The sequence below is a fragment of the Streptomyces viridiviolaceus genome (genome assembly GCF_014650995.1).
GTDB classification, from domain to species: Bacteria; Actinomycetota; Actinomycetes; order Streptomycetales; family Streptomycetaceae; genus Streptomyces; species Streptomyces viridiviolaceus.
This window is the reverse complement of the sequence record NZ_BMWA01000001.1, coordinates 219,151-241,191: the sequence shown is the minus strand read 5'-3', so window position 1 is coordinate 241,191 and position 22,041 is coordinate 219,151. Positions and strand designations below refer to the sequence as shown.

The 22,041-nt window shown below is 71.1% G+C and carries 14 protein-coding genes and 1 tRNA gene; 8 read left to right on the top strand and 7 right to left on the bottom strand.

The genetic code is table 11. The features are described from left to right. The first annotated feature begins 89 nt into the window (after positions 1–89). Positions 90–1,292: a sugar phosphate isomerase/epimerase family protein gene (locus IE260_RS00895; RefSeq protein ID WP_189868454.1), complete on the top strand. Its 1,203-nt coding sequence runs from the start codon at positions 90–92 to the stop codon at positions 1,290–1,292. A 79-nt stretch (positions 1,293–1,371) separates the two neighbouring features. Here the strand turns inward: IE260_RS00895 and IE260_RS00890 are convergent, their stop codons facing one another. From IE260_RS00890 to IE260_RS00875, 4 genes are all read right to left on the bottom strand, one after another. After that, entirely contained in the window at positions 1,372–2,751 is a 1,380-nt protein-coding gene (locus IE260_RS00890; RefSeq protein ID WP_189868453.1) for an OFA family MFS transporter, read from the bottom strand. A 123-nt stretch (positions 2,752–2,874) separates the two neighbouring features. Further along, positions 2,875–5,019, bottom strand: a complete 2,145-nt coding sequence (locus tag IE260_RS00885) for an acetate--CoA ligase family protein (protein ID WP_189868452.1) — start codon at positions 5,017–5,019, stop codon at positions 2,875–2,877. Between the two features lie 4 nt (positions 5,020–5,023). Beyond that, complete coding sequence (gene frc, locus IE260_RS00880; protein ID WP_189868451.1) at positions 5,024–6,265, bottom strand: formyl-CoA transferase; 1,242 nt, start codon at positions 6,263–6,265, stop codon at positions 5,024–5,026. Between the two features lie 11 nt (positions 6,266–6,276). Further along, the gene (locus IE260_RS00875; RefSeq protein ID WP_189868450.1) at positions 6,277–7,962 is read right to left on the bottom strand and encodes a thiamine pyrophosphate-binding protein; all 1,686 of its coding nucleotides are present in this window, start codon (positions 7,960–7,962) and stop codon (positions 6,277–6,279) included. A gap of 143 nt (positions 7,963–8,105) precedes the next feature. Between IE260_RS00875 and sucC the strand changes: the two genes are divergently transcribed. From sucC to IE260_RS42515, 7 genes are all read left to right on the top strand, one after another. Further along, positions 8,106–9,233: an ADP-forming succinate--CoA ligase subunit beta gene (sucC, locus tag IE260_RS00870; RefSeq protein ID WP_189868449.1), complete on the top strand. Its 1,128-nt coding sequence runs from the start codon at positions 8,106–8,108 to the stop codon at positions 9,231–9,233. A gap of 13 nt (positions 9,234–9,246) precedes the next feature. Further along, positions 9,247–10,131, top strand: coding sequence for a succinate--CoA ligase subunit alpha (gene sucD, locus IE260_RS00865; protein WP_189868448.1), 885 nt, complete (start codon positions 9,247–9,249; stop codon positions 10,129–10,131). A gap of 50 nt (positions 10,132–10,181) precedes the next feature. Continuing rightward, positions 10,182–11,723, top strand: coding sequence for an aldehyde dehydrogenase family protein (locus IE260_RS00860; RefSeq protein WP_189868447.1), 1,542 nt, complete (start codon positions 10,182–10,184; stop codon positions 11,721–11,723). Between the two features lie 196 nt (positions 11,724–11,919). Then, positions 11,920–12,004, top strand: a tRNA-Leu gene (locus IE260_RS00855). A gap of 110 nt (positions 12,005–12,114) precedes the next feature. Continuing rightward, positions 12,115–13,218, top strand: a complete 1,104-nt coding sequence (locus IE260_RS00850) for an effector-associated domain 2-containing protein (protein ID WP_189868446.1) — start codon at positions 12,115–12,117, stop codon at positions 13,216–13,218. Positions 13,219–13,337: 119 nt separating this feature from the next. Then, positions 13,338–13,511: an FxSxx-COOH-like cyclophane-containing RiPP peptide gene (locus IE260_RS00845; protein ID WP_506005111.1), complete on the top strand. Its 174-nt coding sequence runs from the start codon at positions 13,338–13,340 to the stop codon at positions 13,509–13,511. A 53-nt stretch (positions 13,512–13,564) separates the two neighbouring features. Next, a complete protein-coding gene (locus tag IE260_RS42515; RefSeq protein WP_189868444.1) occupies positions 13,565–15,451 on the top strand; it encodes an HEXXH motif domain-containing protein in 1,887 nt (628 codons plus the stop codon). A 34-nt stretch (positions 15,452–15,485) separates the two neighbouring features. Here the strand turns inward: IE260_RS42515 and fxsT are convergent, their stop codons facing one another. From fxsT to IE260_RS00825, 3 genes are all read right to left on the bottom strand, one after another. Then, positions 15,486–19,535, bottom strand: coding sequence for an FxSxx-COOH system tetratricopeptide repeat protein (fxsT, locus tag IE260_RS00835; RefSeq protein WP_268254908.1), 4,050 nt, complete (start codon positions 19,533–19,535; stop codon positions 15,486–15,488). Between the two features lie 50 nt (positions 19,536–19,585). Further along, complete coding sequence (locus IE260_RS00830) at positions 19,586–21,073, bottom strand: VMAP-C domain-containing protein (protein ID WP_189868442.1); 1,488 nt, start codon at positions 21,071–21,073, stop codon at positions 19,586–19,588. Positions 21,074–21,175: 102 nt separating this feature from the next. Continuing rightward, positions 21,176–21,484: a trypco2 family protein gene (locus IE260_RS00825; RefSeq protein ID WP_189868441.1), complete on the bottom strand. Its 309-nt coding sequence runs from the start codon at positions 21,482–21,484 to the stop codon at positions 21,176–21,178. Positions 21,485–22,041 lie beyond the last annotated feature (557 nt).

Here is a 22,041-nt window from a genome sequence, read left to right as displayed (position 1 = left end):
CCCGACTACCGAGAGTGAAACACACGGCACTGACAACGGCCGGTCCCGGCGGGACCGGAACCGGCCACGACCGAGAAGGCAGGCCACTCGTGACCCTGTACTCCGACCCCTCCCGCACCGAGGCGAGCGCCTCCGCCGCCGACGCTCCCGACGAGGGACTGCGCCGCACCCTCGGTGTGGGCCGGCGCAGTTTCCTCAGCACCTGCACCGCCGTGGCGGCCGGTGCCGTCGCGGCCCCCGTCTTCGGCGCCGGCCCCGCCCTGGCCCAGGACGCCGACAGAGGCAACCCGCACGAGCCCGGGCAGGGCGGGCAGATCCTCGTCCCGGCGCACAAGCGCGGCATCATCCTCTACACCGTCCGTGACGCCACCGCCCGCGACCCGCTCGCCACGGACCTGCCCTCCGGCTTCCGCGAGGTGTTCAAGCAGCTGGCCCGCCACGGCTACCGCCAGGTGGAGTTCGCCGGCTACCGCCAGCACGCGAACGCCCCCGGCGGCGCCAACCTGGAAACCGTCGAGGGCGCCAGGCTGCTGCGCTCCTGGCTCGACGAGTACGGTCTGCGCGCCCAGGGCAACCACGGCTTCATACCGCCGTCCTGGCCGCTGACCACCGCGGACCTGGACACCTTCAAGAAGCACCTCGAGATCGCCAACATCATCGGCATGGACCACATGGGCACCGGCGGCGACCCCACCGGCAGTTCCTACCGCGCCGACTGGGACGTGGCCGCCGACAAGTGGAACGCCCTCGGTGAGATCGCCCGCCGCGAGGGCATCAAGCTCTACACCCACAACCACGACAGCGCCTACGGCTTCCTGCTCGACGGCGGCCCGCTGGACGACCAGGGCCGGCCGACCCGCAGCTCCGGCATCCGGAAGCTGGAGTACTTCCTCAAGATCACCGACCCCAGGGTGGTCTGGCTGGAGATGGACATCTTCTGGGCGCACGTCGCCCAGTACAAGTTCCACACGTACACCGCACACGACGGCTCCACCCGGAAGAACGTCTTCGACCCGGCCGGCCTGGTCGTCCGCAACAACAAGCGCTACCCGCTGTTCCACGCCAAGGACGGCGTCGTCAGCACGACCAACGGCATGGGCTACGACATGGTGCCCTTCGGGACCGGCGTCATCGACTACACGACGTTCTTCTCGCGGGTCGGGCAGCGGAACTACCACAACCCGATGGTCGAGGACGACAACTCCCCGAGCGCCACCGACCCCGCGCAGTCGCTGCGGGAAGCCAAGATCAGCTACGACAACATGGCGGCCCTGCGCAAGCGCCGCCGCTGACCCGGAACACGGACCGGGCGGCCCCTCCCGCGTGCTGGAGGAGGGGCCGCCCGGTCCGTGCGACGGAAGCCTCGTCAGGTCATCCCTCGCCGAGTGGCCGGGGGTTGGGCGTGACGCGCTTGCCCTTCGAGCGCCCCGGTGGCTGCAGGAACAGCGCCACGAATCCGGCGAAGAGCGAGATGCAGCCCGCCAGGGTGAAGGCGCCGTTGTAGCCCCAGGCGCCGACGACCACGGCCCCCATGCCGGCGCCCAGTCCGGAGACGAGCTTGGAGCTGTAGACCATCCCGTAGTTGGTGGCGTTGTTGTTCTCGCCGAAGTAGTCAGCCGTCAGCGCCGCGAACATCGGGAAGATGGCTCCGCCGCCGAAGCCGGAGATGGCGGAGAAGATCAGGAACAGCGGCAGGTTCTTGATCTCGGCCGACCAGATGATGCCGAACTGGGCGAGGCCCAGGATCGCGCACACGTAGAGCAGGCACTGCTTGCGGCCGTAGAGGTCGGAGAGCCAGCCGATGACGCCGCGCCCGGTGCCGTTGACGATCGCCTTCAGCGACATCGCGGTGGCCACGATGCCGGCCGCGAAGCCCGCGTCCTCACCGATGTCGACCTGGAAGGCGATGCCGAAGATGTTCACGCCGGAGGTGCAGGCCAGACAGAACCACATCAGCGCCACCCGCCCGGTCTTCCAGGCCTCCAGCGGGGAGTACTGCTTGACGGCCGGGGGGTTCTTCTCCAGCGAACGCCGGGCCCGCGGGTCGTCCGGCGGGTTCAGCGGGTCGACGGAGGCCGGCCACCAGTTCTTGGGCGGGTCCCGGAAGTAGAAGCCGGCGATGGCCACCACCGCGGCGAGGAAGACACCCGCCGAGACCAGCACCCAGCGGAAGTTGGAGCCGTCCATGTAGCCGTGGAAGATGAAGACGAACGGCACCGAGCCGTAGGCGAAACCGCCGTTGACGAAGCCGGTCTTGCCGCCCCTGCGCTCCGGGTACCACTTGCCGACCATGTTGACGCAGGTCGCGTACACCATGCCCGCGCCCATGCCGCTGAACACGCCGAACCCGATGAAGGCGAGCGCGACGTGCGGCGCGAAGGCCAGCGACAGGTAGCCGAGCAGCGTGCCGGCCGAGCCCAGCATCATCGCCCAGCGCGCGGGCAGTTTGCCGTTCTCACGCAGCCGCCCCGCCGGAAAGGCGACCGCGGCCTGGCAGAACACCCAGGCGGTCATCATCCAGTAGATGCTGCCGCTGGACCAGTGGTGGGCCTCGTGGAGCGTGTCCTCGGCGGACGCGAACGCGTACTCGGCGGAGGAGATGCCCATCATGCCGATCCAGGGCAGGATCACCATCCACTTGCGCTTGCGCCCCATGATGTCGATGTCGGACTCGCCCACGCGATAGACGCGTCCGTTCCTGTCGGTCACCTCCCGGTAGGTGGCGACCCGTGTGACATCGGTGGTTGTCATGTCGTTTGCACCCCTTGCGTCGAAAGTTCTGGCCAGCGCCCCCTGTCCAATGCCTTTCGTGCGCGCGCGGGTCCCCGGGGCCGGCCGACGCGCACCCGTCGGCCGGCCCCTCGCTGCCTCACGTCATGAGCCGCCCCCCAACGACCCCGCGGCCCGCGCCCACCGGTACTTGGCGCCCAGCACGGCCACCGGCTTCTCGGTGGTGTACGGGTACGCCACGACACCGCGTTCGAAGAGGTACTGGCAGGCCTCCTCCACCTCCACGTCGCCCGCGAGGGACGCCACCACCGGCTTCTCGATCCCGCGCTCACGGAACTCGGCCACCACGCGCGCGGTGAGTTCGGCGAACACCATGGGAGGAGTGACGATCGTGTGCCAGTAACCGAGCACCAGCGCGTGGATGCGCGGGTCCGTGAGGCCCAGCCGGATCGTCGCCTCGTACGTCGACGGCGGCTCGCCCCCGGTGATGTCCACCGGGTTGCCCGCGGCCCCGAACGGCGGGATGAACTCCCGGAACGCCGCGTCCAGGTCGGCCGGGATCTCCATCAGCGACAGCCCGTTGTCCGTCACCGCGTCCGACAGCAGCACCCCGCTGCCGCCGGCCCCGGTGATGATCACCACGTTGTCGCCCCGCGGAGTGGGCAGCACCGGCAACGCGCGCGCGTACTCCAGCATGTCGTTCAGGCCCGGCGCCCGGATGACGCCCGCCTGCCGCAGGATGTCGTCGTACACCGCGTCGTCGCCCGCCAGGGCGCCGGTGTGCGAGCCCGCCGCCTTCGCGCCCGCCGCCGTACGCCCGGCCTTCAGCACCACGACCGGCTTCTTCGGCACGGTCTGCCGCGCGGCCTCGACGAACGCGCGCCCGTCCTTGAGGTCCTCCAGGTGCATCGCGATGCACTCGGTGTGCGGGTCCTCGCCGAACCAGGTCAGCAGGTCGTCCTCGTCCAGGTCCGACTTGTTGCCCAGGCCGACGATCGCCGACACCCCCGTCTTGGTGGTGCGCGCGAAACCCAGGATGGCCATCCCGATGCCGCCCGACTGGCTGGTCAGCGCGACCCCGCCCTTGACGTCGTACGGCGTGCAGAACGTGGCGCACAGGTCCTGCCAGGTCGAGTAGTAGCCGTAGATGTTGGGCCCGAGCAGCCGGACGCCGTGCCGCTCGGCGATCGCCACGATCTCCTCCTGGAGTTCGTGCTCACCGGTCTCCGCGAACCCGGAGGGGATCAGTACGGCGTTCGGGATCCGCTTGCGCCCCACCTCTTCCAGTGCCGAGGCCACGAACCGGGCGGGTATCGCGAAGACCGCCACATCCACCTCACCGGGAACGTCGGTGACACTCTTGTACGCCTTGCGGCCCAGAATGTCATCGGCCTTGGGATTCACCGGATGGATCTCCCCGGCGAAACCGCCGTCGACGAGGTTGCGCATCACAGAGTTGCCGATCTTGCCCTGCTCGTTGGACGCACCGATCACCGCCACCGAACGCGGCTGCATCAGCCGGCGCATGGAGGTCAGGATCTCCTCGCGCGAGTAGCGGCGCCGCTCCTTCGGCGTCGTGGTGGAGAGGATCACCCGGATGTCGGCGGCGACTGCCCCGCCGGCGGTGGCGATCACCGGGTTGAGGTCCACCTCGGCGATCTCCGGGAAGTCCGCCACGAGTTGCGACACCCGGCGGATCTGCTCGGCGACCGCCCACCGGTCCACGCCCTCCTGGCCCCGCACCCCGCGCAGGATCTCCGCCGACCGGATCGAGTCCAGCATCGACAGCGCCTCGTCGGCGTCCACCGGCGCCAGCCGGAACGTGACGTCCTTGAGCACCTCGACGAGCACCCCGCCCAGCCCGAACGCCACCACCTTCCCGAACGTCGGATCGGTGACCGCGCCGACGATGACCTCCTGCCCCTTCGGCAGCAGCTCCTGCACCTGCACGCCGTCGATCCGCGCATCCGGGGCGTACGCCCGCGCGTTCTCGACGATCCGGCAGAACGCCGCCCGTACGTCCGCCGCCCCCTCCACCCCGACGATCACACCGCCGGCGTCGGTCTTGTGCAGGATGTCCGGCGACACGATCTTCATCACCACGGGCCCGCCGAACCGCGCCGCGCACGCCACGGCCTCGTCGACGTCGGTCGCCAGCTCCTCACCGGGTACGGCGATCCCGTAGGCGTCGGCGATCACCTTGCCCTCGGGCGCGGTGAGCGAGGTGCGCCCATCGGCGCGCACCGAGTCCAGCAGCGCCCGGACCTTCAGCGTCCGGTCCTCGGCCATCACGTCAGATCACCCCGTTCGACTTGAGCAGGCGCAGCTCCTCGTCCCCGAGGCCGAGTTCACCGACGTAGACCTCTTCGTTGTGCTCGCCGAGCAGCGGGGAGGCCACCACGTCGACGGGGGAGTCGGAGAGCTTCAGCGGGCTGCCGACGGTGACGAACTCGCCGCGCTCGGGGTGCGGGACGGTGACGACCATCTCGTTGGCGACCAGCGAGGGGTCCTCGATGATCTCCCTGGTGGACAGGATCGGCCCGCACGGGATGTTGTGAGCGTTCAGCCGCTCCAGCACGTCCCACTTGGGCAGCGTCGAGGACCATTCCTCGATCAGCTGGAACATCTTGTTCAGCTTCGGCAGCCGGGCCTCCGGCGTCGCCCACTCGGGGTCGTCGGCCAGCTCCGGCCGGCCGATGAGCTCACTGAGCGGCTTCCAGCCGACCGGCTGCACGATGACGTACACGTAGTCGTTGGGGCCGCCCGGCGCGCACTTCACCGCCCAGCCCGGCTGGCCCCCGCCGGACGCGTTCCCGGACCGGGGAACCTCGTCGCCGAAGTCCTCGTTGGGATATTCGGCGAGTGGACCATGGCTCAGGCGCTGCTGGTCGCGCAGCTTCACCCGGCAGAGGTTGAGCACCGCGTGCTGCATGGCCACGTTCACCCGCTGCCCGCGCCCGGTGCGCTCGCGCTGGTACAGCGCCGCGAGGATGCCCGCCACGGCGTGCACGCCCGTGCCCGAGTCGCCGATCTGGGCCCCCGTCGCCAGCGGCGGCCCGTCCTCGAAACCGGTGGTGGACATCGATCCGCCCATGGCCTGCGCGACGACTTCGTACGCCTTGAAGTTGGTGTACGGACCGTCGCCGAAACCCTTGATGGAGGCATAGACGATCCGAGGATTGATCTCCTTGATGCGGTCCCAGGTGAAGCCCATCCGGTCCACCGCGCCCGGCCCGAAGTTCTCGACCATGACGTCGGAGCGCCGGATCAGCTCGGTGAGGATCTCCTTGCCGCGCTCGGTCTTGGTGTTGAGGGTGATGCTCCGCTTGTTGCAGTTGAGCATCGTGAAGTAGAGGGAGTCGACGTCCGGCAGGTCGCGCAACTGCTTGCGCGTGATGTCACCGGTCGGCGCCTCCAGCTTGACGACGTCCGCGCCGAGCCAGGCGAGCAGCTGGGTCGCCGAGGGACCGGACTGCACGTGCGTCATGTCCAGGACGCGGATGCCCTCGAGAGCCTTGGCCGGCGTTCCAGTCATGGGTTCCCACCTCACTTGTACATCGTCTGGTTCATGGTTCCGGGGGCGTACGCGTCCGGGTCGACCCAGACGTTGATCAGCGACGGCTTGCCGGACTCGCGGGCCCGGCGCAGCGCGGGGCCGATGTCGGCGGGGTCGCGGACCTCCTCGCCATGACCGCCCAGCATCTGCGCGAACTTGTCGTAGGCGACGTCGCCGAGGGTGTTGCCGACCCGCTCGCGGTCCTTGCCGTACTTGGCGGCCTGGCCGTAGCGGATCTGGTTCATGGAGGAGTTGTTGCCGACGATGCCGACGAACGGGAGGTCGTATCGGACGAGGGTCTCGAAGTCCCAGCCGGTGAGCGAGAAGGCGCCGTCGCCGAAGAGGGCGACGACCTCCTTGTCCGGCCGTGCCTGCTTGGCGGCCAGGACGAAGGGGACGCCGACGCCGAGCGTGCCCAGCGGACCCGGGTCCATCCAGTGGCCCGGCGACTTGGGCTGCACGACCTGCCCGGAGAAGGTGACGATGTCGCCGCCGTCGCCGATGTAGATCGAGTCCTCGGTGAGGAAGTCGTTGATCTCGCTGACCAGGCGGTAGGGGTGGATGGGGGAGGCGTCCGACCTCAGCTGCGGCAGCCGCTTGTCGAGGGCGGTCTGCTCGGCCGCCCGCAACTCGTCCAGCCACTCCTTGCGCCGGGACGCACCGCCGTTGACCCGCCCGGAGGCGGCTTCCGTCACCGACTTCAGCACCAGGCCCGCGTCGCCGACGATGCCGAGGTCGATGTCGCGGTTCTTGCCGACGGTGCGGTAGTCGAGGTCGATCTGCACGACGGTCGCGTCCGGCGACAGCCGCTTGCCGTAGCCCATGCGGAAGTCGAAGGGCGTGCCGACGATCACGATGACGTCGGCGTTGGAGAAGGCGTACCGGCGGGAGAGCTGGAAGTGGTGCGGGTCGCCCGGCGGCAGGGTGCCGCGGCCGGCGCCGTTCATGTACGCGGGGATGTTGAGGGTGCGGACGAGTTCGACGGCGGCCTCGGTGCCCCGGGTCGTCCACACCTGGCTGCCGAGCAGGACGGCCGGCTTCTCGGCGTGCACGAGGAGGTCGGCGAGCTTCTCGATCGCCTCCGGATCGCCGGCGGAGCGGGTCGAGGCTCGGTAGGCGCCGGCCTTCGGCACCCGCGCCTTGTCCACCGGCACCTTGGCGTCCAGTACGTCGCGCGGGATCTCCAGGAAGGAGGGGCCGGGCGCCCCGTGGTAGCACTCACGGAACGCCATGGACACCATGTCCGCGGCCCGGGCCGTGTCGGGCACGGCCGCCGCGAACTTGGTGATCGGCGTCATCATGTCGACGTGCGGCAGGTCCTGCAGCGACCCCATCTTGTGCTGGGTCAGCGCTCCCTGACCGCCGATCAGCAGCATCGGCGACTCCGCGCGGAAGGCGTTGGCGACACCGGTGACGGCGTCGGTGGTGCCGGGCCCCGCGGTGACCACCGCGCAGCCGGGCTTGCCGGTGATGCGCGCGTAGCCGTCGGCGGCGTGGGCGGCGACCTGCTCGTGGCGTACGTCGACGACCTCGATGCCCTCGTCGACGCAGCCGTCGTAGATATCGATGATGTGGCCGCCGCACAGTGTGTAGATGCGGTCGACGCCCTCGGCCTTCAGTGCCTTGGCAACGAGGTGACCGCCGGAGATCACGTCCTGGGTGGTGTCGTCGGGCATGGCGAAGTCCTGTCCCTTCCATGAGGGGTTGGGGCGCTCTCCAGTAGATTGCATACAGTCGACGAATACTGTATGAAGCTTGTTATCCCGCATCCGGTGGGTGGTGTCCAGGGGGCGTGCGGCACTTTCAGTCAGGAGCCGAAATGGACCTGTACGAACACCAGGCAAGGGAACTCTTCGAAGAACACGGCATCGTCGTACCGAGGGCCGAGGTCACCGACTCGCCCCGGGGCGCCCGCGAGATCGCCCGCCGACTCGGCGGCACCGTGATCGTGAAGGCCCAGGTCAAGACGGGCGGCAGGGGCAAGGCGGGCGGTGTGCGGCTCGCCGCCGACCCGGCCGCCGCCGAGTTGACGGCACGTCGGATCCTCGGCATGGACATCAAGGGGCACAAGGTCGGCAAGGTGATGCTGGCCCAACCGGTCGACATCGACCGCGAGTTCTACGTCTCCTACGTCCTCGACCGCGCGGCCGGCCGCTTCCTCGCGATCGCCTCCGCGGAGGGCGGCATGGAGATCGAGGAGGTCGCCGCCACCCGGCCCGAGGCCGTGGCGCGCGTCCCCGTCGACCCGGCCGAGGGCGTCACCTCGGCGAAGGCGGCCGAGATCGCCGAGGCGGCCGGCCTGCCCCCGCAGACCGTCGACGTCCTCGTCCGCCTGTGGCAGGTGCTGGTCCGCGAGGACGCCCTCCTGGTCGAGGTCAATCCGCTCGTCCGCACCGCACAGGGCCGGATCGTGGCCCTCGACGGCAAGGTCACACTCGACGACAACGCCGGTTTCCGCCAGTCGCGCTGGGGCGCCGAAGCGGCGGAGCAGGACGACCCGCTGGAGGCCCGGGCCGCGGCGCTCGGCCTGAACTACGTCAAGCTGGACGGCGAGGTCGGCATCATCGGCAACGGCGCCGGCCTGGTCATGTCGACCCTCGACGTGGTCGCCGGCTGCGGCGCCCGCCCCGCCAACTTCCTGGACATCGGCGGCGGCGCGTCCGCGCAGATCATGGCCGACGGACTGTCCGTCATCCTCTCCGACCCGGCCGTGAAGTCCGTCTTCGTCAACGTCTTCGGGGGGATCACCGCCTGCGACGCGGTCGCCGACGGCATCGTACGGGCCCTGGAGGAGGTCCGGTTGACCAAGCCGCTCGTCGTACGCCTCGACGGCAACAACGCCGCCCGCGGTCGGGCCGTCCTGGACGCCCGCGCCCATCCGCTCGTCGAGCAGGCCACCACCATGGACGGCGCCGCCCGCCGTGCCGCCCAACTCGCCACCACCTGAGGAGACGGACACCATGGCCATCCACCTCACCAAGGAGAGCAAGATCCTCGTCCAGGGCATGACCGGCGGCGAGGGCATGAAGCACACCCGGCGCATGCTGGCGTCCGGCACGAACGTCGTCGGCGGAGTGAACCCGCGCAAGGCGGGCCGCGCCGTGGACTTCGACGACCGCTCGGTGCCCGTCTTCGGATCCGTCCACGAGGGCATCGACGCCACCGGCGCGGACGTCACCGTCGTCTTCGTGCCGCCCGCCTTCGCCAAGGCGGCGGTCCTCGAAGCCTCCGACGCCGGCATCGGCCTCGCCGTGGTCATCACCGAGGGCATCCCCGTCCACGACGCCGTCGCCTTCACCGCGCACGCCAGGACCCGGGGCACCCGGATCATCGGCCCCAACTGCCCCGGCCTGATCAGCCCCGGTCAGTCCAACGCGGGCATCATCCCGGCCGACATCGCCAAACCCGGCCGCATCGGACTGGTCTCCAAGTCCGGCACCCTCACCTACCAGCTCATGTACGAACTGCGCGACATCGGGTTCTCCACCTGCGTCGGCATCGGCGGCGACCCGGTCGTCGGCACCACCCACATCGACTGCCTCGCCGCCTTCCAGGACGACCCCGACACCGATCTCATCGTCCTCATCGGCGAGATCGGCGGCGACGCGGAGGAACGCGCGGCGGCCTACATACGGGACCACGTCACCAAGCCGGTCGTCGGCTACATCGCCGGCTTCACCGCCCCCGAGGGCAGGACCATGGGCCACGCGGGCGCCATCGTCTCCGGTTCGTCCGGCACGGCCCGGGCGAAGAAGGAGGCCCTGGAAGCGGCCGGCGTCAAGGTGGGCAGCACGCCGACCGAGACCGCACAGCAGGTACTCGCCGTACTGGCCGGCGGTGCGTGACCGCACGCACGAGAAGCCCCGTCCCGCACCTCGCCGAGAGCGGAGCACCCATGGCACCCACCCTCACCCTCAAATCCGGCACCTCCTGGGCCGACGCCTGGCGGCGCTGCCTCGCCGCCGCCCCCGAGGCCTTCCGCGACGACCGCGTCCTCAACCTCTGGAACGCCGCCTGGCAGGCCGACGGCCGCGTCCTGCCGGCCCTCAGCCCCGTCGACGGCACCCCCGTCGCCGGCCCGCCGCGCCTGGACCGGGCAACGGCCCACCGAGCCGTACGCGCCTGTCTCGACCAGCACCGGGCCTGGCGCCACGTCCCACTGCCCGAACGCCGTGCCCGCGTCGCCGCCACCCTCGACGCCCTCACCGAACACCGCGAACTGCTGGCCCTCCTCCTCGTCTGGGAGATCGGCAAGCCCTGGCGGCTCGCCCAGGCCGACGTCGACCGGGCCGTCGACGGCGTGCGCTGGTACGTCGACGGCATCGACGAGATGCTCGCCGGCCGGGCCCCGCTGGACGGCCCGGTGTCCAACATCGCCAGCTGGAACTACCCGATGAGCGTGCTCGTTCACGCCATGCTGGTCCAGGCACTGGCCGGCAACGCGGTCATCGCCAAGACCCCGACCGACGGCGGCGTCGCCTGCCTGACCCTGGCCTGCGCGCTCGCCGCCCGCGAGGGCATCCCCGTCACCCTCGTCAGCGGCAGCGGAGGAGAGCTGTCGGAGGCGCTGGTGCGGGCCCCCGAGATCGGCTGCGTCTCCTTCGTCGGCGGCCGCGACACCGGCGCCGCCGTCGCCACGGCCGTCGCCGACCTCGGCAAACGGCACATCCTCGAACAGGAGGGGCTCAACACCTGGGGCATCTGGAACCACACCGACTGGGAAGCACTCACAGCGGTGATCCCCAAGCTCTTCGACTACGGCAAACAGCGCTGCACCGCGTACCCGCGCTTCGTCGTCCAGCGCGAGCTGTTCGCCGACTTCCTCGCGGCGTACCTCCCGGCGGTCCGTACCGTGCGCGTCGGCCACCCGCTCGCCGTCGAGCGGCCCGGCGATCCCTACCCCGCGCTGGACTTCGGACCGGTGATCAACGCGGCCAAGGCCAAGGAACTGCAGGACCAGGTCACCGAGGCCGTCGACCGCGGTGCCGTACCCCTGCACCGCGGCGACGCGTCAGAGGCACGGTTCCTGCCGGGCCAGGACACCTCCGCCTACGTCCAGCCGGTCACGCTCCTGAACCCGCCGCCGTCCTCCCCGCTGCACCACGCAGAACCGTTCGGCCCGGTCGACACCATCGTCCTGGTCGACACCGAGGCCGAGCTGCTCGCCGCGATGAACGCCTCCAACGGCGCGCTGGTGGCCACGCTGTCCACGGACGACCGGGAGACGTACGAGCGGCTGGCGCCGCAGATCCGCGCGTTCAAGGTCGGCCACGGCACACCACGCTCGCGCGGCGACCGGGACGAGCTGTTCGGCGGACTCGGCGCCTCTTGGCGCGGCGCGTTCGTCGGCGGCGAACTGCTGGTGCGCGCCGTCACCCGGGGGCCGGCCGGCGAGCGGCTGCCCGGCAACTTCCCGGAGTACCAGCTCATCCCGTGAGCGAGCCGCCTGCCACCCGGAGACCGGCTCCGGGTGACAGGACCGTCACTCGTGGTGCACCCGCGGGCGCATCCCGGCCACCGGGCCCGGAGCGCCGCCCCGGGGACGGAAACGCAGGTGAAAGGCACTGCGAAACCTTGGTATGGTTGTCCATGTCGCCGCGGGGAACACCCCCGGTCACGGCGGCAGACACCTGGTCCGGGTGGCGGAATGGCAGACGCGCTAGCTTGAGGTGCTAGTGCCCTTTATCGGGCGTGGGGGTTCAAGTCCCCCCTCGGACACTCGTGAGAGCGATCTGCGGACGAGGACCCCACCCTTACGGCCGGGGTCCTCGCTCGTTTCCCGGTCCCACCCGTATTTGTGGAGCCGCCCTCTGGGGTAGAAGCTCCGCGTGGGGGAGCAGCAGCGTGCATACCGGGGGCTGGAGATCGCCCGGGTCGCAGAGGTGATCGCGGGCCTGCCCGGCGGCGCACCGGGCCGCCGTGGCTCCGGCTACCGGGTCGCCGAGCGGTACGTGCTGACCGCGGCCCATCTGGTCCAGCCCCCGCTCGCCACCCTCCGGGTCCGCTTCGACGCCGACCGTCCCGCCGAGTGGGACACCCGCGCCCAGGTCGTCCTGCACTCGGGCCCCGCCGACCTGGCCCTGCTGGAACTGACCGACCCGCCTGCCGAGGCCCCGCCGGTGCACCACGCCCCCCGGTACGCGGTGCTGCCGGAGGCCGACGTCACCTTGTCCGTCACCGCTGTCGGATTCCCCCTGTTCAAGATGCGCGAGGACATCGCCCCCGCGCTCCGCGTCCCCGGCGGCACCCTCGGCCGGTACCGGGACTCGTGCCACGTGGAAGGCACCGTGTCCGTCCTCTCCAACCGGCGGGAGGGAACCCTGGAGGTCGCCGTGCCGCCCCCGGCCGACGAGGTCGGTCCGGGCCGGTCGCCCTGGGAGGGCATGTCCGGCGCCGCCCTCTGGTGCGACGGCGCGATCATCGGTCTGATCACCGCCCACCATCGGTCCGACGGCCCCGGACGGCTCGCCGCGGTGCGGGTGCAGCGGTGGTACGAGACGCTGGCCCCCGCCGAACTGGAGCTGCTCCGGATCCGCGCCGGCCTGCCGCAGCAACCCGGCCCGGCCGCTGCCCGCCCCGTCTCCGCGGTGGCGGACCTGCCGCATCCTCGCTCCCCCTCCCTCGACTCGCTGCCGCACACGCTGACCCTGACCGATCTCAGGGACCTGGTGGACGCGTTGACCGCCCTGCCCACACTGCGCAGACCGAACGGCCTCGACGCCGTCCTGGAGAGCGTCGATCCGCGGGTGGCCGCCCACCGGCCCCGCGACGACCGGCTGCGGTTCGAGGTGTACGGCGTGCTGCGCACCTGCCTGCGCTACCCCGGCACCCTGGACGGGTTCATGGCGGCTCTGCGGACGTGGGAGGAGGACTCCGTGGAACTGCGGCGAGTGGACCGGGCGGCAGCCGAACTGGCCTCGCGGCACAGCTGACTTGCCGGACAACTGGCCGGTACGCAGGGTTTCGGCCCACCTTCCCGTGGGCCATCATGAAAAGGGGAACGACTGTGCGGTGCGGACGAGCAGACATACGGGGAGGGGACTTGGCAGCCGTGGAGCGGGCGACGCCGGCCTTCGAGTCCGGACTCATGGACCTCTCAGGAGTATCACTTGAGGCGTTGCGTTCTCTCGACGGTCCAGCCATGTCCGAATCGCTCGAACGCTTACTGGGCAACATCGACGATCCCCATGCGATCACGGTCGCCGGCGTCAATCAGACGCACTGAGAAGCTGGGACGGAGAACGGCGACCGTGGGCGGGGAGAATGCCAGTGCGTCCGGTGGGCAGCACACCCGAGGACCGATCCGCATTTCACAGCATCTCGGCGACCGGCCTGCAGCAGCTCCTCGGAGGCGGTGGCGACGGCGCCGTCATCGATGAGCTGCTGAACGCCGAACGCAGTCGCCGATTACTGCTCCTGCGCGCCCTCCTGGACCGGAGCGTCAGCGGTTCCCCCGGCTCCGCAGAACCGTTCCTGTCGGTCCCCGACGCCTGGGGGCTGCTCGAGCGTGCCCAGACGAGGGACCCCCGGGCGGTCGAGGAGGTCCTGATGGCTCCCGGCACCGGTTCCTGGGTGTCATCGGCTTTGCGACGCCTCAGGGGCGCCCCGCACGGTGACACCCCGGTCCCCGTGTTGCTGGGGCACCTCTCCTGTCTGGCCGCCGCCGCGGCCGCCGCGGCCCGCATCGCGTTCACGGTGTCGGTACCGGCGCGAGGGGGAGCCGTCTTCCTTCCGGGGCTGGGCTGCGCGTCACTCCCGGCCGAAGAGGAGTGGACGACCGCGCGCGTCACCGGGGACGGGCAGTGCCTGCGGATCACCGGCGCGGGCGGCGAGGTCGTCGTGGGGCCCGACTGGGAGCGGCGGTCACCGGGCTGGCGGCCCACCCGGCGGCTGACGCTGGAGCGGGGCGGCCCCGGCACGCTGACCCTCGAAGAGCACGACCCCTATCGCACCTTCTCCGGGCCCGGTGCGCCACGGGCCCTGTCCGAGTCGGAGGCACGGTCCTGGCAGTCCGTGCTCGCCCGGGCATGGCAGATACTGCAGCGCGACGAACCGTCCCACACCGAGGCGATGCGTCGCGGGCTGATGTCCATCGCTCCCGTCCCACGGGGAGAAAGGTTTCGGCCTTACAGCAGTTCCTCCGCGGAGGCGTTCGGCGGTATCAACGCCTCGCTGCCCGACAGCGCCTCCGACCTGGCCGCGACCCTGGTGCACGAGTTCCAGCACATCAAGCTCGGCGCGCTGTCCCACCTCGGCCCCCTGGTACGACGGGCCGAGAAGACCGACGAAGCGCCCGAGCTGTTCCACGCGCCGTGGCGGGACGACCCCCGGCCCCTGGAGGGCCTGCTGCAGGGCATCTACGCCTTCTTCGGCGTCACCCGGTTCTGGCGCGCCCACCGCCACACCGCCGACCCGGCCCACGCGCCGTCGGCGCACTTCGAGTTCGCCCTGTGGCGCGACGCGGTGTGGTCGACGCTCGGCAGCGTACGAGGCCACGCACGGCTGACGCCCCTGGGGCACCGGCTCCTGGAGTCGTTGGCGCGCAGCTGCGCGGGGTGGCTGGGCGAGCACGTACCCGAGGCGCAGGCGCGGCCGGCCCGGGAAGCGGCGGTCAGCCACCGCGCCCGATGGCGCGAGCACCATCTGCAGCCGCCGCCCCACCTGGTGGACGAGGCGGTGCGAGCGTGGCGACGAGGCGACCCGTGTCCGCCTTCCGTACACGGCGCACCGTCGGCCTTGTCACCCGACGAGGGTGCCCGTTTCCTGGACACCGCGGCGGTCCTGGCCAGGCACTGCCTCACGGACCCGGACGGTGCCTGTCGGGACCCCGGCGCCGCCGCGGACCAGGTGCGCGGCGCCGGGCCGGCCGACGTCCTCCTTGCGCGCGGGGACCGGGCGGCCGCCCGGCAGATGCTGTCGGACCAACTGCTGGACGCCGGCCCCGTGGTGGGGGCATGGGCAGCACTCGGCCGGGCCCTGGACGGTGATGCGGAGCAGCGGGCCGCCCGCCGGTTCCTGCTCCGGTCGCCCCAGTGGGCCCGGGCCGTACGGAACGCGCTGGAGCGCGAGTACGGGGAACGGCCCGATCCGGTGACCCTGGCGGCGTGGCTGGCCGGTGCCGCGGCAAGGCCGCGGGAGCAGGGCCGAGCGAGCGCCCGGCCGTAACCGCACGGCCCGTGACGGCCCTCGCCTCACACCCTCACAGGGGCATGGGGTCGATGTCGCAGTTCGCCCGGGCGCCGTTCGAGAAGTCCACGATCGCCGGGTGGGGGGTGGCCTCCTCCTGGTCACCGTGCCGGGTGTCGAGCACCCGGCCCATGCGCTCGCGGGTGTCGAGCCGCAGGGCAGACGCCTCGCTCTCCAGCCCCAGCGACGTCAGGTCGAGCGCCAGGTTGCCGGCACAGGCCAGAGTGGTCGGGTGGTCGGGACCGAAGGTCTCCCGGCACCGCGCCAGCGTCTCACGTCCCCTGCGCGCCGCTTCCTCGTGCTCCCCGAGCGCCGCCAGGTCGCTGGCCAGGTTCACGGCCGCCACCAGGGTGAAGGGGTGGCCGGCACCGAGGCCCTCGGACAGCGCGACGAGCGCCTCCTCGTCGAGCCGGCGGGCCTCCTCCGCCCTGCCCAGCAGGCGCTCGGACACCGCGAGCCCGACGTCCGCGGCCAGGGAGTACGGGTGCTGGGAATGGAAGACCTTGCGGTATCCGGTGCAGGCCTGGGCCCCGCGCGCCCGTGCCGCTTCCAGGTCGCCGTTCTGGCGCAGGGCGATGGCGAGGGGCAGCGCCGTGGCCAGGGACTGGGGATGGGTGTCCCCGTACCGCCGGGTGAAGGACTCGTGGGACTTGATGGCCAGTTCGAGCGCACGGGAGTGGAGACCGGCCTTGCGGCACGCGATGCCCAGTTCCCGTTCGGTGCTGATCGTGGCCGGGTTGTCGTTCCCGAAGACGGTCCGGAAGGCCTCCAGCGCGGCCTCCTGGAGCCGGAGCGCGCCGATGTAGTCCCCCGACTCGCGCACGTCGATGGCGATCGAGTTCTCCGTGATGAGACTGCGCTGGTCGTCGCGTCCGAACAGACGCAGCTTGAGGTGCCAGGTGTTCCGGTCGAGCTGCAGCGCCTCCCGGAACTCCCCGGTGAGGCGCAGGCTCACGCCGAGGTTGTGCGCCATGTTCAGGCTGGCCGGGTCGTCGTCGCCGAAGGCGCGGTGTGCCCGTTCGTAGACGACTCTGTCGAGTTCGGCACCGTCGAGGAAGCGCCCCTGGACACGGCGTACCGCGGCCTCCATCTGGGTGGCGTCCAGGGCCTCCTCGCTGTCGGGCTGCGACACGCGTTCGTGGACGCCCCGGATGCGCTCCACCAGGGTCGACGCGTCGCTGTACCGGCCGACCATCAGGTAGACGAAGACCAGCCACCGCCCCATCAGCAGGGTCTGCACGTCCTCCTCCCCGAAGATCTCCACCCAGGTGTTCCAGGCGTTCTCGGAGAAGTCCAGGGAGACCTCGTGGTCCCCCCAGTAGTAGAGGTACTTGGCGATGTTCATCACCAGCTGGCGCATCCACGGCTGGTCGGAGGTGACCGCGCGGGAGGCGATGACGTGCGTGTACAGCTCCGCATAGCGAGGCCAGCTCTCCGGGTCGGTCGGCGTCCTCGGATCGGCGGACGCCATCAGGGCGTGGGCGCCTTCGCGCATGCGGCTCTGCTCCTCTGGGCTCATACGGTTGATCAGTACGTGCTGGACCAACCGGTGCATCTCGATGGAGTTCGTTCGGTGGTCGATTCGGGCGAGCGAGTAACGGTTGATCTCCCGTATCGCGCGTGCGAGCTTCATCGGGTCGTTCAGAGCCGCGTCCAGCTCGGGGAAGATGGTGTTGTATCCCGGGCCGGACAGGATTTGCCTGGAGATCGGGTCGGGGGCGAAGTACGAGCACAGCTGCAGCAGCCGCAGGGCGGCCGGGCTGCGGGTCTCCAGGTGGTCGAGCGAGACGTTCCACGCCGCGGCGACGGGCAGCTGGTAGTCCGGCGGCGGAGCCGTCTCGAGGAGCTCGTTCTGCTTGCTCTCGAAGAGCCGCAGGTACTCGGAGGCCGGCATGCCGGTCTCCGCCCGCCAGGCGGCCGCCTGCACCAGGGCCAGCGGCAGGTCGCCCAGAGCGTCGGCCAGCGCCTCGGCCTCGCTGTCCGCGAGTTCGGGCCCCGAGCCGCGGAGCAGTTCCTTGCTCTCCTCGCGGGTGAACACGTCCACCTCGAGGGAGCCGCCCACGAGCCCCCAGCGGCGGTTGCGGGACGTGACGAGGATGGTGCCGGTGCCGCCGGTCGGGAAGTAGGGCCGCACCTGCTCCGGGCTGTCGGCGTTGTCGAAGATCAGCAGCCACCTGGAGTACGGGCGCCCCTCACGCAGTGCCTCCCGGACCGCCGGACCCGCGATGTTGGCCTCGGATGTGGTCACCAGCCCCAGCCGCTTGGCCAGCTCCACCAGGGACTGGCCGATCTGGCCCGGCCGCTCCGAGGGGATCCACCACACGATGTCGTACTCCGACTGGTGCCGGTACGCGTACTCGATCGCCAGCTGCGTCTTGCCGACGCCGCCCATGCCGTGAATCGCCTCGGGCAGGACCGTGGTCGTGCCCTCCCGCAGCCGTTGGTCGAGCAGGTCGAGAAGCTCGCTGCGGCCCGTGAAGTTCTGGTTCCGCGGCGGCAGGTTCCCCCACACACGTGGCTGTACGGTGCGCTCTCCCCCCGTGGCCGTGGCGTGCTGGGGCGTGGTCGACATCGGCGGGACTCCTTCGGTGACTCCGGCAGTGGTGGGTGGTGTCAGGGGGGCACCGGTGGGCGGGACCTTGGCGAGCGGTACTGCATACCGCTGATCGTGCCATTTCAACGCATGTCGCAACAATTTGGCGCGCTGAAGGTGTGACACGGACAAAGCGTCCAGCGCCGCCAGCTCCACGCGGAGGAAGGGGGCGTTCTTCCGCGTGACGTGGGGCGGTGACGCCTTGTTCAACGGCTCGTCGGGCGGAGGCAGGAGCGACCCGGTCTCCCGGGTCGAGGCCAGCACCTCGCGGACGTCACGGAGCGTGCGGATGGTGGCGCTGCGGCGCCCCAGCGCGAGCAGTTGCTCGCGGACGTCGGGGAGGAAGTCGTAGACCACCGTCCCCGGGGCGTCGTCGTGCGCACCGGTGGGCCGGACCAGGCCGCTCATGAAGAACTCGGCAGCGTGCACCGGCCCCGCCTCGGGCGTCGACCGGATCACTCTGCGGACGACCGGCAGACTGAGCGGTGCCGCGGCGAGACGGGTGCCCAGATGGAAGGCCGTGGGCGACGCCGCGGCACGAAAATCGAAAACGCGGTCGATGGCCGTCGGCGGGTCCGAGAAGTCGGCCGCCCACGGAAAGGCCCGGGCCGCGTCCGGCCGGCCCTTCCAGGCGTTGGCCGGCATCGCGGGCAGGTCGAGCCGGTGCGGTTCCGCCCGGGTCAGTATGTCGGCGAGGGCACGGGACCCGTGGTGGGTCAGCGAGAGGACGGGAACCACGACCGGGGAGTCGTCGTCATCGGAATCGCCGACGGTTCCCGCCGCGTCGGGAGCCTCGCCCCGCAGCGCGGCGGGAACCTCCCGCTCACGCCAGTCCCACTCGGCGTTGGGGGCCCAGTACCTGGGCGCCTCGATCTGGACGTGCAGCACGTCGAGGCCGGTACGGAACCAGATGTGCGGCGGCAGCAGGTCGACCACGGCGACGGGCCAGGACCGGCCCCACCGGCGCAGCAGCGGCTGCACGGCACCGAGGTGCCAGCCGGCCGCCAGACCGTCCGTGACCACCAGCACCACGCGGCGCGTTCCGTCCGGCGGCATGCCGAGGGAGTGCTCGGTGCGGACGTGGGCCGGAAGCGCCTCGTCCGTTCCGACCAGAGCCACGCGGCGCACCTCGGCGAAGCTCTCGCGCAAGGCGTCGGACAGGTCGTCGACGACCTGGTCCCAGACCCGCATCGTCACATGGGAGTCGACGGCGAGGACGACCTCGCGCGGTGCCGCGTCGGCCTCGGCGCGCCAGCGACTCCACAGCGGCGCGAGATCCGTCCCGGCCCGTAACCGACTGCGTCGGGCGTTGTCACTGGCCATGGTCACTCTCAGGGCGTCGCTGGTGTCGCGGTGACGGGGACGGAACGCCTCCGGCTCCCGCTCTGGTCCCGGTCGAGCCGGCAGTGCCGTGCGAGGGCCGGCCTGCCCACGGTCCGGGCGGGCGGCCGGGCCTTCCGGTCGACGCACATGGCCTCACGGAGCGCGCTCCCTTCTGTCCCCCGTCCGCGGTCAACGTCTCATCCGGCACTGTCGGAACCGCCACCCGCAGTCGAGGGCCCGGGCATGCGTTCCGGGTCGTCCAGCAGGAGGGCCAGATGACGGCCCACGTGGCGGTGCCATCCCTCGGGACCCAGCGCGAGTGCCTGGTCGCGCCACCGCCGGGTGCGTTCCAGTACGCCGGCCAGGCCGCGTTCCTGCAGGATGTCGCCGGCGGCCTCCCGGAAGGCGGTCCCGGAATCGCCCCGGTCCCACAGGATGGCCGGGATGCCGGCCCGCAGCGCCGCCACGAACTCCTGCTGGGCGAGGGGCGAGTCGGAGCCCGGCGGTGCGCTGAGGACCAGACAGACGATCTGCTGGTCGTCCTTGAGCTCCCTCTCGAGGTGGAAGGCGGACCGGTCCGGCGAGCTCCAGAACGAGCGGCTCTCCGCGGGCCTGTCCTTCAGCTGCCGCCAGCGGTTGTTCCAGGGCCGGTGCCAGGCCGTCCTGCGCAGCCGCTCGAAGCTGCGCACCACGACGGTGTAGTCCATGACCAGGGGAGTGGGCACGGCCGCGTCGGCCTCCTTGTGCCACCACTCGACGGGCTCCGCCAGCAGGGTCCACGGCAGGATGAATTCGATCACGACCGGCTGGCGCAGGTCGGACCAGCGCTCCTCCGCCTGCTCGACCAGACGGTCCACGGCGGCGGGGAGTTCGTCCCGGTGCAGCTTGACCGTCTCGCCGGGCAACGGGTGCCAGCCGTCGGCGTCGGACTGCCGCCAGTGGGCCATCCAGAAGTTGTCGGGGTCCACCCCGTCCGGTTCGAACTGGATCAGCAGGTACGCCGGAAGCAGCGAGGGTTCCCCGGGCGGCGGGAAGTCCTCCTGCCGCCAGCCGGCCATTTCCTCGGTGAGGCCGCGGAGCCGTGCCTGCTTCCGGTTCCACCGGCGTAAGTCCTCCGCCTCCTCGGTGCGTCCCTCCTTCACCAGGTGCTCGGCGGCGAGGGAGAGGAAAGCCATGGACGGGGGGAGTTCGTCCACCGCCATGTTGTTCCCCGCCAGGTGCAGGAAGACCTCCCAGCCCGTGTCGCACCATGCTTCGAGCTCCTGGGTGCGCGAGTGGCTCGCCCGGCGGGCGAGGGTGGTGAGCAGCGAGGTGGAACGGATCTCCCGGAGGACGGGCCGCAGGGGACGCAGGTCGATGTCCTTGAAGAAGGCGGTGGCCTCCCACTCGTCCACCAGACGCCACAGCGCGAGCACGTTCACCGATCCCTGCTCGGCGTAGTTCAGGCAGCGGGCCAGCGTCTGGAGTCCCTCGTCGGCCTCGGCGCACCGCTTGACCAGATGCCGGGACCACAGCCCGAGCGGCTGGTCCTGCCGCGGGTCCAGTGACAGCCGTAGCTCGGCGGACACGTCCTGGACCAGCATCTCCGCGCCGGCCTGCCGCCGCACCGTGTCCGTTGCCGCGAGCACACCGGCCATCTCGGCCAGGAGTTCGTTGCGCACGCGTGCGGCGCTGCGCCCCTCCACCTCGTGACCTCCCCCGGCCGTCATCGAGTTCGTTCGCGCCCGGTCCGGACAGCGTACGACTAGCCTTCCCGCTGCGTCAGCGGCGCGAACAAGGCGGAATCCTCAACGCTCCCCGCCCGCCTCGTCACCCGACACCAGCACGCGCCGGTGGGTGCCGTCGGGCGCCACCAGAGTGGGCTGGAGGGTCAGAGTGATGCGATGGGTACGGGAGGCCGTGACGGACGTGTCGGCACTGGCCTCCACCACCCAGAAGTTCACCTTGCCGCCGACGCCGCCGGAGCGGTCGACCACGACGGTCGCCTCGATCTCCACAGGACCGAGCTCGAAGCGCAGCGGCCCCGGACCGGCCTCCGCCAGGCCGGCGTTGAGCTGGTCCCTCAACTCGCGTATGACGTCCGTCAGTTCAATCATGAGCATCCCCCACACAGGTCACGAGTGGTGATCGTACAGAGGGTCGCGGTCCTGCCGGGCCACTCCGGTTCAGGAAACGTTCGGAGGGGTGAACCCGGACTCGGGCTCGCGGGGCACTCTCGGGTGAACACGGCGCGATGCGACCGAGGTCGGGGGCCTTCACGGACGAACGGCACGCGTTCCGCCGGAACGGCGTCCGTCCCGAGGGTCGGCAGGGCGCCGACGGGACAGAAAATGCCGTGCCCCGTTCCCACCCGGCTCCCTACACTCGGCTGGCGACCGCGCGCCGTCCGGCACAGCGGCGCATCGAGCCGACCAGTGAGGGGAGTCCGACCGTGCGTCACCGCACCGCCGTCGCCGCTCCCCGTTCCCGGTACACGGTGATCCTGGTGTCCTCGTCCGTCCGGTACCCGCTGCGCGGCCGGTACCGGATGTCCGTGACGCCCGCCTGATCCTCGCCGCATCCCGCAACGCCCGTTCCGGGCCCGTTCGCCGGGACCGCGCGCGCTCGGCACGCGTCCGGGGAATCGCGCTGCCCTTTTCCGGAACACCCGAAA

Excerpts from the sequence above, each read along its gene's own strand:
- IE260_RS00890 (WP_189868453.1), bottom strand. The coding sequence starts at position 2,751 with ATGACAACCACCGATGTCACACGGGTCGCCACCTACCGGGAGGTGACC.
- IE260_RS00825 (WP_189868441.1), bottom strand. The coding sequence starts at position 21,484 with ATGATTGAACTGACGGACGTCATACGCGAGTTGAGGGACCAGCTCAAC.
- frc (WP_189868451.1), bottom strand. The coding sequence starts at position 6,265 with ATGACTGGAACGCCGGCCAAGGCTCTCGAGGGCATCCGCGTCCTGGAC.
- IE260_RS00875 (WP_189868450.1), bottom strand. The coding sequence starts at position 7,962 with ATGCCCGACGACACCACCCAGGACGTGATCTCCGGCGGTCACCTCGTT.
- IE260_RS00885 (WP_189868452.1), bottom strand. The coding sequence starts at position 5,019 with ATGGCCGAGGACCGGACGCTGAAGGTCCGGGCGCTGCTGGACTCGGTG.
- IE260_RS00860 (WP_189868447.1), top strand. The coding sequence starts at position 10,182 with ATGGCACCCACCCTCACCCTCAAATCCGGCACCTCCTGGGCCGACGCC.
- sucD (WP_189868448.1), top strand. The coding sequence starts at position 9,247 with ATGGCCATCCACCTCACCAAGGAGAGCAAGATCCTCGTCCAGGGCATG.
- sucC (WP_189868449.1), top strand. The coding sequence starts at position 8,106 with ATGGACCTGTACGAACACCAGGCAAGGGAACTCTTCGAAGAACACGGC.